The 16,138-nt window shown below is 58.0% G+C and carries 13 protein-coding genes; 7 read left to right on the top strand and 6 right to left on the bottom strand.

Features of this window, described 5'->3' with window-relative positions; translation table 11 throughout:
- Positions 1 to 34: 34 nt before the first annotated feature.
- Positions 35 to 1,210 (top strand): hypothetical protein, encoded by a 1,176-nt coding sequence (locus Q0775_RS02660; RefSeq protein WP_298857780.1) that lies wholly within the window; start codon positions 35 to 37, stop codon positions 1,208 to 1,210.
- 3 nt (positions 1,211 to 1,213) lie between these two features.
- Here the strand turns inward: Q0775_RS02660 and Q0775_RS02655 are convergent, their stop codons facing one another.
- Both Q0775_RS02655 and Q0775_RS02650 read right to left on the bottom strand, forming a co-directional pair.
- A complete protein-coding gene (locus Q0775_RS02655) occupies positions 1,214 to 2,674 on the bottom strand; it encodes a cobyric acid synthase (protein ID WP_298857779.1) in 1,461 nt (486 codons plus the stop codon).
- Positions 2,675 to 2,820: 146 nt separating this feature from the next.
- The gene (locus Q0775_RS02650; RefSeq protein WP_008228933.1) at positions 2,821 to 3,141 is read right to left on the bottom strand and encodes a DUF6280 family protein; all 321 of its coding nucleotides are present in this window, start codon (positions 3,139 to 3,141) and stop codon (positions 2,821 to 2,823) included.
- A 218-nt stretch (positions 3,142 to 3,359) separates the two neighbouring features.
- Between Q0775_RS02650 and efp the strand changes: the two genes are divergently transcribed.
- Positions 3,360 to 3,923: an elongation factor P gene (efp, locus tag Q0775_RS02645; RefSeq protein ID WP_298857778.1), complete on the top strand. Its 564-nt coding sequence runs from the start codon at positions 3,360 to 3,362 to the stop codon at positions 3,921 to 3,923.
- 55 nt (positions 3,924 to 3,978) lie between these two features.
- Here the strand turns inward: efp and Q0775_RS02640 are convergent, their stop codons facing one another.
- Complete coding sequence (locus tag Q0775_RS02640; protein ID WP_298857777.1) at positions 3,979 to 4,722, bottom strand: folate-binding protein; 744 nt, start codon at positions 4,720 to 4,722, stop codon at positions 3,979 to 3,981.
- A gap of 90 nt (positions 4,723 to 4,812) precedes the next feature.
- Between Q0775_RS02640 and Q0775_RS02635 the strand changes: the two genes are divergently transcribed.
- Positions 4,813 to 5,490 (top strand): glycosyltransferase, encoded by a 678-nt coding sequence (locus tag Q0775_RS02635; protein ID WP_298857776.1) that lies wholly within the window; start codon positions 4,813 to 4,815, stop codon positions 5,488 to 5,490.
- 9 nt (positions 5,491 to 5,499) lie between these two features.
- On the opposite strand, the gene Q0775_RS02630 is transcribed toward Q0775_RS02635, so the two are convergent.
- Positions 5,500 to 7,356, bottom strand: coding sequence for an ABC transporter ATP-binding protein (locus Q0775_RS02630; RefSeq protein ID WP_298857775.1), 1,857 nt, complete (start codon positions 7,354 to 7,356; stop codon positions 5,500 to 5,502).
- A gap of 162 nt (positions 7,357 to 7,518) precedes the next feature.
- On the opposite strand from Q0775_RS02630, the gene Q0775_RS02625 reads away from it, so the two are divergent.
- Positions 7,519 to 8,799 (top strand): aminotransferase class V-fold PLP-dependent enzyme, encoded by a 1,281-nt coding sequence (locus Q0775_RS02625; protein WP_298857774.1) that lies wholly within the window; start codon positions 7,519 to 7,521, stop codon positions 8,797 to 8,799.
- Positions 8,800 to 8,958: 159 nt separating this feature from the next.
- Here the strand turns inward: Q0775_RS02625 and Q0775_RS02620 are convergent, their stop codons facing one another.
- Positions 8,959 to 10,062 (bottom strand): pyridoxal phosphate-dependent aminotransferase, encoded by a 1,104-nt coding sequence (locus tag Q0775_RS02620; protein ID WP_298857773.1) that lies wholly within the window; start codon positions 10,060 to 10,062, stop codon positions 8,959 to 8,961.
- Between the two features lie 98 nt (positions 10,063 to 10,160).
- Here Q0775_RS02620 and Q0775_RS02615 point away from each other — a divergent pair, with 98 nt between their 5' ends.
- Positions 10,161 to 10,328 carry a twin-arginine translocation signal domain-containing protein gene (locus Q0775_RS02615; protein ID WP_298857772.1) on the top strand — a complete coding sequence of 56 codons (168 nt, stop codon included), beginning with the start codon at positions 10,161 to 10,163 and terminating at the stop codon, positions 10,326 to 10,328.
- Positions 10,329 to 10,403: 75 nt separating this feature from the next.
- Positions 10,404 to 11,192, top strand: coding sequence for a crotonase/enoyl-CoA hydratase family protein (locus Q0775_RS02610; protein ID WP_298857771.1), 789 nt, complete (start codon positions 10,404 to 10,406; stop codon positions 11,190 to 11,192).
- Positions 11,193 to 11,292: 100 nt separating this feature from the next.
- On the opposite strand, the gene Q0775_RS02605 is transcribed toward Q0775_RS02610, so the two are convergent.
- Complete coding sequence (locus Q0775_RS02605; protein ID WP_298857769.1) at positions 11,293 to 14,343, bottom strand: valine--tRNA ligase; 3,051 nt, start codon at positions 14,341 to 14,343, stop codon at positions 11,293 to 11,295.
- 150 nt (positions 14,344 to 14,493) lie between these two features.
- Here Q0775_RS02605 and Q0775_RS02600 point away from each other — a divergent pair, with 150 nt between their 5' ends.
- On the top strand, positions 14,494 to 16,107 hold the full coding sequence (locus tag Q0775_RS02600; protein WP_298857768.1) for a DUF4034 domain-containing protein: 1,614 nt from the start codon (positions 14,494 to 14,496) through the stop codon (positions 16,105 to 16,107).
- Positions 16,108 to 16,138 lie beyond the last annotated feature (31 nt).

Raw genomic sequence — 16,138 nt, 5'->3', positions numbered from 1 at the left:
GTTATCTTTGGCGCTGAGCAGAGAGTGGTAAAAAATGTCAAAAGCCGTCACGAATGAAGAGGTTGAAGATGTATTGTCTTCAATCCGCCGATTGGTATCCGAAGACAAGCGACCTCTTGCGGGTTTGCGTAGCACGCCTGTCGAGGAACTTGCCGCGGAAGAGAACCCTGTGGATGATGTTCCGAAGGTAAGTGATGCCGTGGAAGATGACATGCCAGAGGCAAACCGTTTGGTGCTGACTCCAGCCTTGCGTGTGCTCCCTTCAGAGCCTGAGCCCGAGTATGAACTTGAGGCCGAAGTTGAGGATGATGAAGCCGAGGATGGTCCGTTGGACCTCGGTTCTGTTGCACGTGAAACTTGGAAAAATGAAACAGATGATGTGGATGGGTCTGTTGAAGAAATAGTCGATGGTGCTGATCCCGGTCCCATGGTGCTGTTTCCTGCCGCGCCAGAGCAGAGGAAAGACGCGGCAATGGATGCCCTCGATGCGCTGGTGCATGACGCGCTCGAGAATGAGGCGAAGGCCATCGAGGATGAGCTTGATGAGGCTGACTATGGAGATGAGGCATTCTGGGATGATGATGAGGTCGCGGTCGAGCTAGATCATGAGCAGGGCGCAGCCGAAGCGTCTGATCAGAATGATGAAGCCAACTGGGATCTGCAAGAAGACGTCATTGCAGAGTTGTCTGAGGACAATTATGAAAGTTATGACCGTTCGGGTAATATCGATGCCCCGGAGGCCGCGCTTGATGACCCCTCGGTGTCGGATGAAGATGCGGCCCCCAAGGTTGAGAAACTATCAGCAGGGGCCCCTTTGACAGCCAAGATTGCAGCCCTGGAAGCTGCTCTGCGCGGTACTCATCAGGAATGGGAGCCGGACGGAGACGAGGCCGATACGCTGCCCCTCACGGATGCGCCTGCGATGGCGTGGGAAGACGATGTTGAACTGGACGCAAAAGGAGCGCCTTTTGTTGCCGAGCCAGAGTTAATTCAGGAGGTCGAGCCCGAGATTGAGCCAGAAGCCGCACCTGCGGCAGCTGCGTTCGCAACGGATGATCAGGTGATGGATGAGGACGCCCTACGCGATCTGGTGAGTGAGATTGTACGCGCCGAGTTGCAAGGTGCATTGGGAGAGCGGATCACCCGAAATGTGCGCAAGCTGGTGCGCCGCGAGATCCATCGTGCGTTGACTGCGCAGGAAATGGAATAAGACCTAGCTGACCTTGGCGGCGGCTACGAGCATAGCGTCGAGGTCAAAATACGCCTCCATATGTGCGGCAAGGGCGTCAAGTGTATCCTCAACCTGATCCTCGAAAATAACCGTTGATTGCGTGCCAAGTGCGCCGAGATATGCGTTGCGAAAGGCGTCAGATGTAAACAGGCCGTGTAAGTAGCAGCCCAATACGCGGCCTGTCCCATTGCTTGCACCATCTCTCGTTAATCCGAAATGCAGCCAAGGGCGGGTGCAATCAAGGCCTTCAGTCCTGCCCATGTGGATTTCGTAGCCGTTGAGCGCTGCACCTGATGCGATGTGATGGCCGTCGCGCAACGCCAGATTTTTCACAGGCTCTAAAACCGTATGCACATCCAGAAGGCCAAGGCCGGTCACGGTGCCCGCGGGTCCTTCTATGCCGTCAGGATCGCTTATGGTTTTGCCCAGCATTTGATAGCCGCCACACAGTCCCATCACATGCCCCCCGCGCCGCACATGGGCAGCGATATCAATGTCCCAACCAGCAGTGCGCAAATCGGCCAGATCAGCGATGGTGGATTTACTGCCGACCAGCAGGACAAGATCGGCATCAGCAGGAATAGGATTGCCGTTGGTGATCATGCGCAGGTCTACTGATGGCTCTGCCATCAGGGGATCAAGGTCGTCAAAGTTGGCGATGCGCGGGAGTTGTGGCACGGCGATGACCAGTCCACGCCCGCCGGAGCGGGAGCGTGCAGGCAGGTCCATCACGTCTTCTGCGGGCAGGCGGCTTGCGTGTTCGAACCACGGTAGCACACCGAGGGAGGGCCAGCCTGTGCGCGTCGCAATATCATCGCGGCCTGCGTCAAAGAGGCTGCGATCCCCGCGAAACTTGTTGACGCAGAACCCTTTGATCATTGCGTTATCACCTGCTTCCAGCACCGCCTGGGTGCCGACGATCTGGGCGATGACACCGCCACGATCAATGTCACCCATCAGAATCACAGGCACACCAGCGGCGCGGGCAAAACCCATGTTGGCGATGTCGCCTGCGCGTAGGTTCGTCTCGGCGGGGGAGCCTGCGCCCTCAATAACGATCACATCGCATTGGGTCGCAAGTCGTGCAAAGCTTTCGAGCACAAAAGGCATTAGGGATTGTTTGTTTTTGCCAAAACTTCGTGCTTCCTGATGGCCTGCAACTATTCCCTGCACGATAACCTGCGCCCCAGTTGCGGTTTGTGGTTTGAGCAAGACAGGATTCATATCGGTATGGGGATCAATACCGCAGGCACGCGCTTGGAGTGCTTGGGCGCGCCCAATCTCGCCGCCGTCGCTGGTGACCGCGGCATTGTTAGACATATTTTGCGGCTTGAACGGTCGCACAGTAAGGCCGCGAATGCGGAGGGCACGCAGGATACCTGCCACGATCATGGATTTTCCGACATTGCTGCCTGTACCTTGGATCATGATCGCTTTTGCCATTATGCCGCCCCTGACTGTGTTTTGCGCAACGTGGCGTAAAGACGGTGGGAGGAAAAGCGGATTTCAACGCACTTACAATGAACAGCAGGCATAAAAAAACGCAGCCCGCAGGCTGCGTCTTTTTTCTTCTCGCAAACGGAAGTCGCTTATGCGGCTTCAGCTTGCTGAGCAGCGTTGCGGCGCTCGGATTCCTCGCGCGACAAGGCGACGGATGTCCGTACACCTTTGCCGACAAAGTCCATGAGACCAGTCACAACACGTTCGTTCGGGTCGATGCCCGCACAGCTAAGAACTTCACGACCGTCGCGTGAGCGTGCCCAACGGGCGATCTGCTCAGGACCATTGCCGTACTTCTTATCATCAGCGATTGCATCATCTAGTGCAGCCAGTACTACGGCTGCGAACAGTTTACGGGCGCGGTTACCTTGTTCGTTATTAAAGGCCGTGCCATCAACGAAATCTTTCAACTCGTCGTCCTTCCATTATTCTTGCTCTTGTCATTTTCGGCGTCTGCCTCTTCTGACATATAACGAGCGATTCGGATACCCTGTTTTGGCATGGCACCCATGCAAATTTTGCATGGCTACGTTCAGTTCAGCACTAAACACGGCTCCTTGTGTGCAGTTTCTCCCCAATATATAGGGTGGGTCAAGATTTCATCAACCTTTTGCCAGAGTTTTGACACATGCCCAAAATCAACGGAAACGAGATTCGCCCCGGAAACGTCCTCGAACACAACGGCGGTCTTTGGGCTGCGGTGAAGGTCGATCACGTCAAACCGGGCAAAGGTGGTGCATTTGCGCAAGTCGAACTGAAGAATTTGCGCAACGGTTCCAAACTAAATGAGCGCTTCCGCAGTGCGGACAAGGTCGAGAAAGTGCGCCTTGAGCAAAAAGACCAGCAGTTCCTTTATGAGGATGACGGGATGTTGGTGCTGATGGATACGGACACCTATGAGCAGGTGCAGCTTGCCGCTGATCTGCTGGGTGATCGTCGTCCGTTTTTACAAGACGGCATGATGATTGTTGTCGAATACCACGAGGAAGAGGCGATCAACGCCGCCTTGCCGCAGAAAGTGACATGCAAGATTGTCGAGACGGAGCCTGTGGTTAAAGGTCAGACTGCGGCCAATTCGTTTAAACCTGCTGTGTTGGACAACGGGATCAAAGTTTCCGTGCCGCCCTTTGTTGGGCAGGATGAGGATATCATCGTGAATACTGAAACGTTCGAATATGTAGAGCGCGCCTAAGGCTCTCTTCCGCACCGAACATACAAGCGCAGCCCCTCGGGGCTGCGCTTGCGTTTCAGTCGATGCGCGTGACCGTTGCTGCGTCTGCCTTCATCTCACCTGTGGCACGGTCAAAGCGCAAATAGGCAAGTGCGAGATCGCCTGCACGGGTGAGCAGGGTGCCTGCGGGTTTGTCGCCCACTGTGATTGGTGTGCCTGTGGCGGCATCGCCTTGCACTGATACTTTGGCCAGACCTTTGCGCAACTCGGTCTTGTGCTTCATGCGTGCGGTGACTTCTTGGCCAACATAGCAACCTTTGCGGAAATCGACGCCGTGAATCCGCTCGAACCCCACTTCAAGAATGAAGGTATCGGGCGTCAGTTCAACGCCGCTTTGCGGGATCATGTGGGTGACATAGAGGGCGTTCCAATCGGTCGCGTCGTCGTCCTGCGGCGCTTCGCGGTAGGCCCGCCAGCCCAAGGCCTCGTGGCGCGGATCGGTCATGGCGTCATCTGGTATATCGCCCAAGCCGCGATGCAGGTGCAGGTCGGTGGCGGCGATCTGCACATCGGCCCGCAGTTTATACATGGTCAGGCGCTGCGCCAGCATGTCAGCTTGAGCCGCGTCCGCGTCGAGCAACACGTCATCGCCATCTGCGGTCAAAAAGAAGTCAGCCATGTATTTACCCTGCGGCGACAGGAGGGCAGCATAGACCAACCCCGCATCAATGTGGGTGATGTCATTGGTAATCAGCCCTTGCAGAAAATCGCGGTTGGCACTGCCTGAAATGCGCAGGATACGGCGGGAGGGTGCGGTCATCGGGGTGTCCTTTCGGGGTCGTTTTCAATATAGCAACTCGCACCCCGTTTGACAGGGGTAGTGTATGGGGCAGCGTAAGAGGAAGCCGTGATGCGAGCGCAGATTTCAGTGATCGTTCCGACATTAAACGCCGAAGGGTTCCTTGGGGCGTGTTTTGGCGCGCTGATGGAGGGGCTGGAAGCAGGGCTGATCCGCGAGTTGATTGTCAGCGATGGCGGATCGAGTGATGCGACGGGGGCTGCGGCGCAGGCATGGGGGGCGGAAGTTGTGTATGGCGATCCCTCGCGGGGCGGGCAACTCAGGCGAGGTGTGGCGGCGGCAAAGGGCGAATGGCTGCTCATCGTACATGCCGACACAATGCTTGCGCCGGGATGGAGCGGTGCAGTCGCGGCACATCTGGCACATCAGGATAAGGCGGGTTGGTTCCCGCTCGCGTTTGACCGGCGCGGTATGGCGGCGGGGATCGTTGCGGGCTGGGCCAATCTGCGCAGCCGCGCGGGACTGCCTTACGGCGATCAGGGATTGCTCATTCACCGCGCCCTTTATGATGCTATCGGAGGCTACCCCGATCAACTGCTGATGGAGGATGTGGCGATTGCGCGGGCCTTGCGCGGGAAGCTGCGGAAGCTGGACGGGCTGGCCGTGACCTCGGCGGCTAAATACCGCGCCCAAGGGTGGCTGCGGCGCGGGGGGCGGAACCTTTGGACATTGATACGCTACGCGGCGGGGACCTCTCCAGATCGCCTCGCGCAGGCTTACCGTAAATAGAGCGCTGGCTTAGCTGGCAAACAACTGACCGATGCGCTGGAGCAGGTTGGGCTGGCGTTCCTCTGTTGCTTTGTCACTGCGGCGTAAAATCCCGCGCTTGCGATCCGAGACAATTTTACCATCCTTGAATTGCAGGCGGTAGAGGTCGGCATAGATGCCGCCACGTTCCAGCAGTTCCTCATGGGTGCCTTGGTCCACGGCGCGGCCACGGTCCATCACAATGATCTTGTCCGCGTTGCGGATGGTGCTGAGGCGGTGCGCGATGACCAGCGTGGTGCGCCCTTCGGACAGACGGTCAAGCGCATCCTGCACAACCTGCTCGGATTGGGCATCCAGCGCACTTGTGGCCTCATCGAGCAGCAGCACAGGCGTGTTGCGCAGCAGAGCGCGTGCAATCACCACACGTTGGCGCTGACCGCCAGAGAGGGCAGAGCCGCGCGGCCCCACACGTGTCTCAAGGCCATGCTCAAGCTGCGGCAAGAAGTCGGAGACGAATGCGGCGTCGAGCGCGGATTGCAGCGCCTCGTCGGTGACATCCTCGCGGCCAAGGACGATGTTCTCGCGTAATGTTTCGTCAAAAAGCAGAGCCTCCTGACTCACAACGGAAAACAGCGTACGCAGGTCGGGAATGGCCATTTCGGTTGTGGCCACGCCGCCGATGCGCACAGTACCTGCGGTCGGGTCGAGCAGGCGGGTCAGCAGGTTGAAAATCGTTGATTTCCCTGCGCCAGAGGCGCCGACAAGGGCAGTTGTTTCACCCGCATTCGCCGTGAGCGACAGACCGTGCAACACTTCTGTCTCGCCAAAGGATAGCGTTACATCCTCAAGGGTGATGTCGGTGTCCTTCACAGGCGCGGGCAGGGGTTTTACCGGAGAGGTCTGGTTGAGCGGCGCATCCAGCAGCTCCTTGATGCGCTCCAGTGCGGCGGCGGCGACCTGCCATTGGCCCGAGATCGACCCGAGGCGGCGCAGCGGGTTGAAGGTGAAGCCCATCGCGGTGAAGAAAGTCATGAACTGGCCGATGGTTTTGTCGCCCGAGATGATCTCGGAGCCGCCATAGAGGATCACAGCCATAAAACCGATGCCAGAGATGATGTCGATCATGGCGGGAATGGCGGAACTGCCAAAGGCTGTGCGCACTTCGGTGGAAACGAATTTCTTGGAGATGTCGCGGTACTGGCGCGACTGATAGGCCTCAAGTGCGTTGAGTTTGATCTGGACGATGCCGTGGAACACTTCGTCCAGACGGGTGGAGAGGCTGGCCCCGAGATCGCGTGCCTCACGCGCGCGCGTGCGCACAAACCGTTGCGCAAAGGCAGCGGGCAGGACCATCACCGGAATACCAATACAGGCCAACAGTGCCCAAACTGGATCGATCGAGATCGCCACCACCAACAAAACCATCAGGCCGATAAAATCACGCCCCGCGCCCGTGATAATTGCACGCCAGACATCGTTCACGGCGTTCACGTCGGATTGCACGCGCTGGATCAGAAAGCCGGGCGGGTGGGATTGATGGAATGCGCCGTCCTGTTGCATCATGCGGTCCAGCAGATCAATGCGCATATCAGCAGCAGAGCGCTGTGCGATACGGGTCAGCAGCACTTTTTGTGCCACGCCAGACACAGCACGTACAACGAAGATGCCCATAAGGACGAAGCCCACGATGAGCAGCCACGATTGCTCTCCTGCGACGAAAACACGGTCGAACATGGGCTCCATCAGTTTTGCCATGGCCCCGAGGCTGGCGCCTTCAAGGATCATAAACACAATTGCGATGGAGAGTTTGCCGAGGTGTTTGCTTAGGTAATCACGCCATAGCCAGCGCATCAGCTCTTTCGAGGTGTAGGTCTGTTCACTGCTCATGGGGATGTTGGCCTTTGATGGATCGCTTGTACGCGTTTGCGCCAACATAAAGCGCTGTGCAGGTGGGGGCAAGGACGTGGCACGATTGACGCGGCGCGACGGGCGGCTATGGTTGGCTCAACCGCCCCTGTGGCACCTGTTTGATTTGTAGGACAATGACATATGAGCCAAAGGCCAAACCTGTCGCATGGGCGTGGATACCTCGCCATTCCGGGCCCCTCCATCATGCCTGATGCGGTTTTGCAGGCGATGCACCGCCCCGCGCCCAACATCTATGAGGGTGAAATGGTTGATATGATGCCCGGCATCTTTGATGGTCTCAAACGCGTGGCACGGACCGAGCATTACGCCGCAGTCTATATCGGCAACGGCCATGCAGCGTGGGAAGCGGCGCTAAGCAATGTGATCGCCCCAGGGGAGCGGGTACTGGTCCCTGCAACGGGGCGGTTCGGTCACGGTTTTGGCGAGATGGCAACGGGCATTGGTGCAGATGTAAAGCTGATCGATTTCGGGAAATCCTCGCCCATGGATCTGGATGTGATCGCGGCTGCGCTGGCCGAAGATAAAAGTCACAAGATCAAGGCCGTGCTGGCCGTGCATGTCGATACCTCCACCTCTGTTCTGAACGATATCAAGGGCGTGCGGGATGTTCTGGACGCGGCTGGGCATCCTGCCTTGCTGATGGTGGATTGCATTGCGTCGCTGGGGTGTGACCGTTTCGAGATGGACGCATGGGGCGTCGATGTCATGGTCACGGGCTGTCAAAAGGGGCTGATGGTCCCGCCCGGCTGTTCATTCGTGTTTTTCAACCAGCGTGCGCAGGCCGTGCGAGAGGCCATGCCGCGGGTTAGCGTCTATTGGGACTGGACCCCGCGCAGCACGGGCACCGAGCTTTGGCAGTATTTCAACGGCACAGCACCCACGCATCATATGTACGGGCTGCGCGTGGCGTTGGGCATGATCCACGATGAGGGGATTGAGCAGGTCTGGGCGCGCCACACAGTGCTGGCCCGTGCGATCTGGGCAGCTTGCGATGCATGGGGTGCGGGAGGAGATCTGCGCATGAATATTGCCGATCCTGCTAACCGCAGTACGGCTGTGACTTCCCTTCGTTTGAAGGGGAACGATGGCACGCGCCTGCGCAACTGGGTTGAGCAGGAGCTTGGTCTGACGCTTGGCATTGGCCTTGGCATGGCCGAAGTGGGCGATCCCGCGCGGGATGCGTTTTTCCGCCTCGGACATATGGGGCATGTAAATGGTCAGATGATTATGGGCCTACTTGGCGGGATGCAGGCGGGTATGTCCGCACTTGGCATTGCCCACGGACGCGGCGCACTGGATGCGGCGGCAGATGTGATCGCTGGTGACGGGCTATCCGCGCCGCTTGTCGATAAAGTTGATGATGTGGTGAACAGCCCAACCTGCTGCGGCAACAGCAATTAGTCCCCATACGGCCCAGATCGTCACAAATATCCACGTAATGTTCACGCCGAACATCACAACGGCTGCGTTGGTGAAGTTGGGCGCGCTGCCTGGCTTGTTCCGCATGTCTGGCCTCATCAGTGTCGCATGGATGTCAGAGTAGCGCGTAATTCCTTAACGTCAGCTTTTTTCTGCGTCCTTGAGGGCGGCAGGCAGGGCAGCGGCAAAAGCGTCGAGCATCGGGCCTGTGCCACAACTGACGCGGATGCAGCGGTTTTGCGGGGCAACAAAGGGCATGCGCACAAAGATGCCGCGTGCGATCAACCCGTCGAGGACCGCCTTGGCAAAATCCGCGTCTTTGCCGCAATCAATGGTGACAAAATTGGTTGCACTTGGCAGAGGCATGAGGCCGTTTTGTAGCGCAATTTGTGTGATGCGGTCGCGGGCTCCGGCGATCTGCTGCTGGACCTCTGCAAGATAACCGTGGTCCTTAAGCGCCGCCAATGCTCCCGCTTGGGCGGCGCGGTTCATGCCGAAATGGTTGCGCACTTTGTGAAACGCTTCGATTAGGTCGGGATGGCCGATGGCATAGCCGACCCGCGCGCCTGCAAGGCCGTAAGCTTTTGAAAACGTGCGCATACGGATCACGCGAGGGTCATCTGCGGGTAGAGGGAGCGCGGTGCCTTCGGGGGCGCATTCCACATAAGCCTCATCCAGCACCAACAAAGTGCCCGTTGGAAGTGCCTTCATTGCTTTCACGATATCCGCACCGCGATGATGACTGCCCATCGGGTTGTCGGGGTTGGCGAGATAGACCAGCTTTGCATCCACTTCCGCCGCTTTTGCGAATAGGCTTATGGGGTCTTCATGGTCGTTCACATAAGGTACAGTGTGTAGTGTGCCGCCGAACCCTGCGACGTGGTAGTTAAACGTTGGATAGGCACCTGCGGAAGTCACGACAGCATCGCCAGCCTCCACAAACAACCGCACAAGATAACCGAGCAGCCCGTCTATCCCTTCGCCGACCATGATATGCGCAGGCGTACAGCCGTGGTGCGCAGCAAGGGCTGTGCGCAGATCAAAACTCTCCGGATCACCATACATCCATTGGGGTGTCTCGGCCATGGCGCTGATCGCGCGGGGCGAGGGGCCAAAGGCGCTCTCGTTCGCGCCAAGCCTCGCGTCAAAGGCAGCGCCGCGTGCGCGTTCTTGGGTTTCGGGCCCCACAAACGGGACAGACGCGGGAAGGGATTGTGCAAGCGGGGTGAGGCGTGTGTGTGTCATGGAATGCAGTTAATGCGGAGGCTGTGGCGAGGGCAAGCCTTGTAAATCGTGATGTCCATATCTATTTGAGAATGGATCGCAAAAACGGGAGGCGGATCATGGCCAAACTTACAAGACGCGGGTTTATCGGAACGGCAGCTGCCGCAGGTGCGCTGCGCGGTGTCGGCGTTACAGTGGCAAAGCCCCAGATGCGGCGAATCCTCACGCTTGCTTATGACAAGGGTCTCGGCATGATGCGTGCGGTAGAGCGGCTTGTCCCGATGTAAGTGCCGCCACGTTTTGCTGGTGCGTTCGGGGGTGTTCTGCTGTGGTGCGAGCAAAGCATCACTGGAGGAAAGCTAATGTCCCGCGTCTCAGTCACCTATGAAAACCACATCGCCCATGTACGCCTGACCCGCGCTGACAAGATGAATGCGGTGGATCAGGACATGATCACGGCGGTGATTGACGCAGGCAACGAAGTTGCCGCCTCAGATGCGCGGGCGGTTATCGTCTCTGGCGAGGGCAAGGCGTTCTGTGCAGGAATTGACATCTCTGGGCTGTCGGGGATGATTGGAAAAGACCCCGCCGAATTGCTGATGCCGCGCACGCACGGGGGTGGCACGACGAACCAATGGCAGGAGTTTGCAATGGTCTGGTCGCGGATGGATATTCCGGTGATCGCGGCGGTGCATGGGGTATGTTTTGGTGCGGGTATCCAGCTTGCGCTGGGCGCGGATATTCGAATTGCCTCGCCGGATGCAAAGTTTGCCGTGATGGAAATGAAGTGGGGCATCGTACCTGATATGGGTGGAATGGTTCTGCTGCCCCGCTTGGTCCGCTCGGACGTGATGCGCCGCATGACCTATACGGCTGAGCCCGTGGGGGCTGAGCAGGCGGAGCGCTGGGGGCTGTTGACCGAGATTGCCGATGATCCGCTGGCTGCGGCGCAGGCGCTGGCCGAGACAATTGCAGGAAAAAGCCCTTCGGCGATCCGTGCGGCCAAACGTCTGATTGGCGTGGCGGAGACACAGAATGCGGTGGCGGTGCTGGATGCTGAATCGCGCGAGCAGGTGGACCTGATGGGCAAGCCACATCAAATGGAAGTTGTGGCAGCGGCATTCGGGAAGCGGGCGGCGGTTTTTAAGTAACTGCTGCGGAGAACTTGGTTGTTCTTACGGGATTGGGTTTATTGAAAAACTAGAGAAGCGGGGGCGCGGGTATCTTGATCCGCGCCCTTTTCTGTGTTGGTTATCCGATTTCGGCCAAGCGATCCATTGCCGCCTGAAGCTGATCGGCTTCTTCTTGTCGCGCGGCAAGGTTTCCTTGAGCTTCGGCGACGACTTCCGGCGGGGCGGAGGCGGCGAATTTGGGGTTGTTGAGACGCCCTTTAAGGCCGCCTATTTCCTTGCCCAGTTTGTCGAGGGATTTTTGCAAACGCGCCTTTTCTTCGGCGATGTCGATGATCCCTTCCAAGGGCAGGCCAAAGGTGGCACCTGCGGCGGGGATGGCAACTGTTCCTTTTGGAAACTGCTCTTTTTTATCAAGTGCTTCAACACGTGCAAGGCGTTTGATCATCGCCTCATTGTTGTCCCATGCAGCTTGTGCAGCATCGTCCATATCAGTAACAATCATGGGCACCTTGAGGCCCGCTGGGACGTGCATTTGAGCGCGGGCGGAGCGGATGTTTTCGATCAGGGTGATGACCCAGTTCAGCTCGCGGTCGGCGGCCTCGTCCAGCAGGTCCGCCGTGGTGTAGGTGGGCCAGTCGGCGTGGACGAGGTGTTTTTCGCGTTCGGCGGTTTGGCCCCAGAGCTCTTCTGTGATGAAGGGCATGATGGGATGCAGCAGGATCAGGCATTGATCCAGTACCCAAGCCATAGTTTCGCGTGTCTCTTTTGCCAGATCGCCTTTTCCGTCATCGTCTTGCAACAGCGGCTTGGACAACTCTACGTACCAGTCGCAAACCTTGCCCCAGACAAATGCGTAGAGTGCGCTGGCGGCGTCGTTGAAGCGGTAGGTGTCGAGCGCTGCGTCGACTTCCATCCGCACGCGTGCCGTCTCGCCGATGATCCATTTATTGAGTGTGGCACGGGGCGCTACGGGTACAGCCCCTGCAAGCGTCTTCTCGGTGTCAAAGACGCCGTTCATTTCGGCGAATTTATGGGCGTTCCAGACTTTGGTGCCGAAATTGCGGTAGCCTGCAATGCGCTGCGCATCGAGTTTGAGTGCGCCGCCGAGCGACGCCATGGCGGCGTTGGTAAAGCGCAGGGCGTCGGCGCCATACTCGTCGATGATTTCCAGCGGGTCGATGACGTTGCCCACGGATTTCGACATCTTCTTACCCTTGGCATCGCGGACGAGGCCGTGGAGGTAGACGGTGTCGAACGGAATTTTGCCCACAGTGTCGAGCTGCATCATCATCATGCGGGCGACCCAGAAGAATAGGATATCCTGACCTGTGATCAGATCGGAGGTGGGGAAGTACTTTTGGAGCTCGGGCGTCTCCTCGGGCCAACCGAGGGTGCCGATGGGCCAGAGGCCGGAGGAGAACCATGTGTCCAGGACGTCGGGGTCGCGTGTGAGCGGCCCATCTTTAGGTTCATTTCCATCGGCTGTTACCCATTTCGGAAACGGATCATCTTTGGCTGACCCGCCTAACTCTTGGAATTTTGCTGATGCGATAACGTAGGCTTCTTGCCATGAAGATGCGCAATATTCGTTGCCTTCGCCATCGAACCAAACTGGGATCTGATGCCCCCACCAGAGTTGGCGCGAGATGCACCATGGTTCGATGTTGTCGAGCCAGTTGTAGTACACTTTCTCGCCGCTTTCGGGCATAATTTTGACGTCGCCATTGCGCACAGCGTCGAGGGCGGGGCCTACGATCTGGTCAGTGTCCACGAACCACTGGTCGGTCAGCAGCGGCTCGATCACGACTTTTGAGCGGTCGCCGAAGGGCTGCATGATGGGTTTGGATTCAACGTATGCAACGGATTCCGTGACTTCGGATGTGTTGCCGTCTTCGTCTTTTACGGTGCGGGTTACCTCATGCATGACGGCGAGGCCCTCTGCCGTGATGTCGGCTACAATCTTTTTACGCGCTTCGAACCGATCAAGGCCACGGTAGTCATCGGGGACGAGGTTAATCTCGGTCACGTCTGGCATCGGGTGATCGGTGGGGGAGTGGAAGCGGGATTTTGCGTCTTCCATCAGGGCGATCATGGCTTCGGCGAAAGTGCGAGCCTTGTCCGCGCTCTCGGCATAGCTGAGGCCATCGCTGCGCATGGCGGCTTTGGTATCCATCAAGTTATAGAGCGGGATATTGTTCCGCTTGGCCACTTGGTAGTCGTTGAAGTCATGCGCGCCCGTGATTTTCACCGCGCCAGAGCCGAAATCCTTGTCAGGATATTCGTCAGTGATGATCGGGATCAGGCGGCGGTACTCTTTCGGTCCAACAGGAATTTCACAAAGTTTCCCGATAATTGGGGCGTAACGTTCATCTGTCGGGTGAACAGCGACTGCGCCATCGCCAAGCATGGTTTCGGGTCGGGTTGTGGCAATAGAGATGTAGTCGCGGGTCTCGCGCAGTGTCTCGTTTCCGTCCTCGTCCTTTTCAACGTACTCATATGTGGCTCCGCCTGCGAGCGGGTATTTGAAGTGCCACATGTGACCGGGGACTTCGGTGTTTTCCACTTCGAGATCGGATATCGCAGTCTCGAACCGCGGGTCCCAGTTCACGAGGCGTTTGCCGCGGTAGATTTTGCCGTCGTTGTACATCTGCACAAAGACTTTGATCACCGCGTCATGGAAGTTCGGTGAGTTCTCGTGACCCACGCGGGTATCACCCGGAGCGCCCGACATGGTGAAAGCGTTGCGCGACCAGTCGCAGGAATTGCCCAATCGTTTCATCTGGCCGATGATCGTGCCCGCTGTTTCTTCTTTGTACGCCCATGCGTGGTCTAAAAACTGCTCGCGGGTGAGATCAGTGCGTTTGATCTGGCTCTCGGCGAGTTTGTTTTCCACAGCAAGTTGCAGGGCGATGCCCGCGTGGTCCTGACCCGGCTGCCAGAGCGTGTCGAAGCCGCGCATACGGTGCCAGCGCACGAGGATATCCTGAAGGACATGGTTGAACGCGTGGCCCACGTGCAGGGAGCCGTTGACATTGGGAGGCGGGATCATGACGCAATATGTCTCGTCGCGGGAGGCGTTTGCCCCTGCTTTGAACGCGCCTGATTGCTCCCAAGCGGCGTAAATGCGGGTCTCGGCTTCGGCCGCGTCGAATTTTTTGTCCAGTGCCATGATACGGCTCCCGTCGGTGTGGATTTGAGGCTGATGTAGCCTGTGACGCGTCAGAGGGGAAGGGCTGTGCGTTGGGATATTGCCTTTGAGGCTCCGCAATTTGGTCAGATTCTGGCTGCTGTATGAGGGAAATATTGGAGGAGACGTAGAATGCGTGCATGGATTGCAGGATTGGTGATGGTGGTTATGGGCACGAATACTGCCCAGGCGCAGCCCGTGACCGTGGAAGCGTTGCGCGGTTTGGTGATGGCGGGCGATATATCGGCCGTCGAGGCAGCGCTGGTCCGACATCAGGAAAGCTATCTTGCGGGGGATGTGACGCCCCGCAATGCCCGCATGCCTTATGAGGTTTTCGAGACCACGCACCCTGTTGTGCGATCCCTTACCGCTGCGTGGCTGGAGGCGATGCCGACCTCTGCGCATGCGCAAACGGCGCATGCTGTGGTGCTGTATCACTTGGGATGGGTGGTGCGGGGCACCAAGCTGGGGCGTGAAACCTATCCAAGCGCATTTAACGCGCATTACGAGATGCACGACGAGGCCTTCAAACTGGCGCTGGAGGCGTATCACAGGAACCGCGATCTGCTGGCGGCGTCCGATACTGTGATCCGGCTGGCCAATACGGGCGGGGACAGGCAGCGGTCCATTGACGTGTTGTTGGAGGTGATGAAGGCGCGGCCGAATTACCATACCCTGACCAAAGCCTTCCCCCTTGTGCAGCAGGGATATGGCGGCACGCCTGAGATCGGGGAATATCTGTGTGAGGTTCTGGCCCCAATGGTGCCAAGCGAAGGATTGGATGTTCCGCGCTACTGTATGATTGATATGATGTCGCAGGTGGGCGTTTATGACGACTGGCCCGTGCGCATGGCGGCGTTGCTGGCGCAGGGCGATGTGCCGAACGCGGCTGCTTTTGCGCATGAGGCACTCATGAATACAACGCCCTACACGGCGGAATCGGCGGCGGAAATTCAGGCCTATATGCGCAAAGACTGGTATACTGACGTGGCCGAAGCCAACCATTTCGACCAGCATATCGCGCTGCGCTTTGGTCTTGATCTTATGGAATACGAGGTGTTGGACCGTGCAAAAGTTTGGGCACGCGACACGTTGGAGCATGATCCCTATAATACTAGCGCGCTTGATTTGATGGAGCGGACCAGCATGCGGACGGAGCGAACCGAGACAGGATATGCGATGACACCCGTGGCCGATGATATCCCCGGGCAGACTCGTCTGGAGTATGCAAGGCGGCGGGTATTTATTGCGCCCTACAACGGAGATCACTGGCTTGCTCTTGGGCAGATTGTGCAGCGCGAGGGATCCGGGGCGGGGGGCGGTTTGACAGCGGCGGACCCTTATTTCATCAATGCGGTGCACTACGGGCTGCACGGATTCAAGTATCTGGACCACATGCGTGCGAATAAGGCAGGGCAGTTGATCCGATTTGACAGTGCAGCGGCCGGGCAATCGGATATGCAGGGCTGGGCGCAGATACGTCAGACGACCGATCGCGATGCTGATCTGTTATGCCCGTTGATCCGGATGGACCGTTTGGTGTTGGCGGCGGAGCAACGGACAAGGGTCAGTCGCGGGCTCCAAGATCCAACAGGGGGCGCGATGGAGGCTTATTACATCGAGGCGGAAGCGCGGAATGTTTGCCGTGTAGCGCGCAACAGCGATGTTACAGTCTTAGCCTACGGTCAGCCCGTCGAGCTGACGGTTATGACGGAATACGGCTCTCTTCCAGCACGTCTGAATTGAGTGCGCGCACTGGACATCGCCTGCTCTGACG

It is taken from the genome of uncultured Sulfitobacter sp., assembly GCF_947499945.1.
In the GTDB taxonomy this organism is placed as follows: domain Bacteria; phylum Pseudomonadota; class Alphaproteobacteria; order Rhodobacterales; family Rhodobacteraceae; genus Sulfitobacter.
The sequence above is the reverse complement of the archived record's forward strand: the minus strand, read 5'-3'. Positions and strand labels throughout refer to the sequence as shown.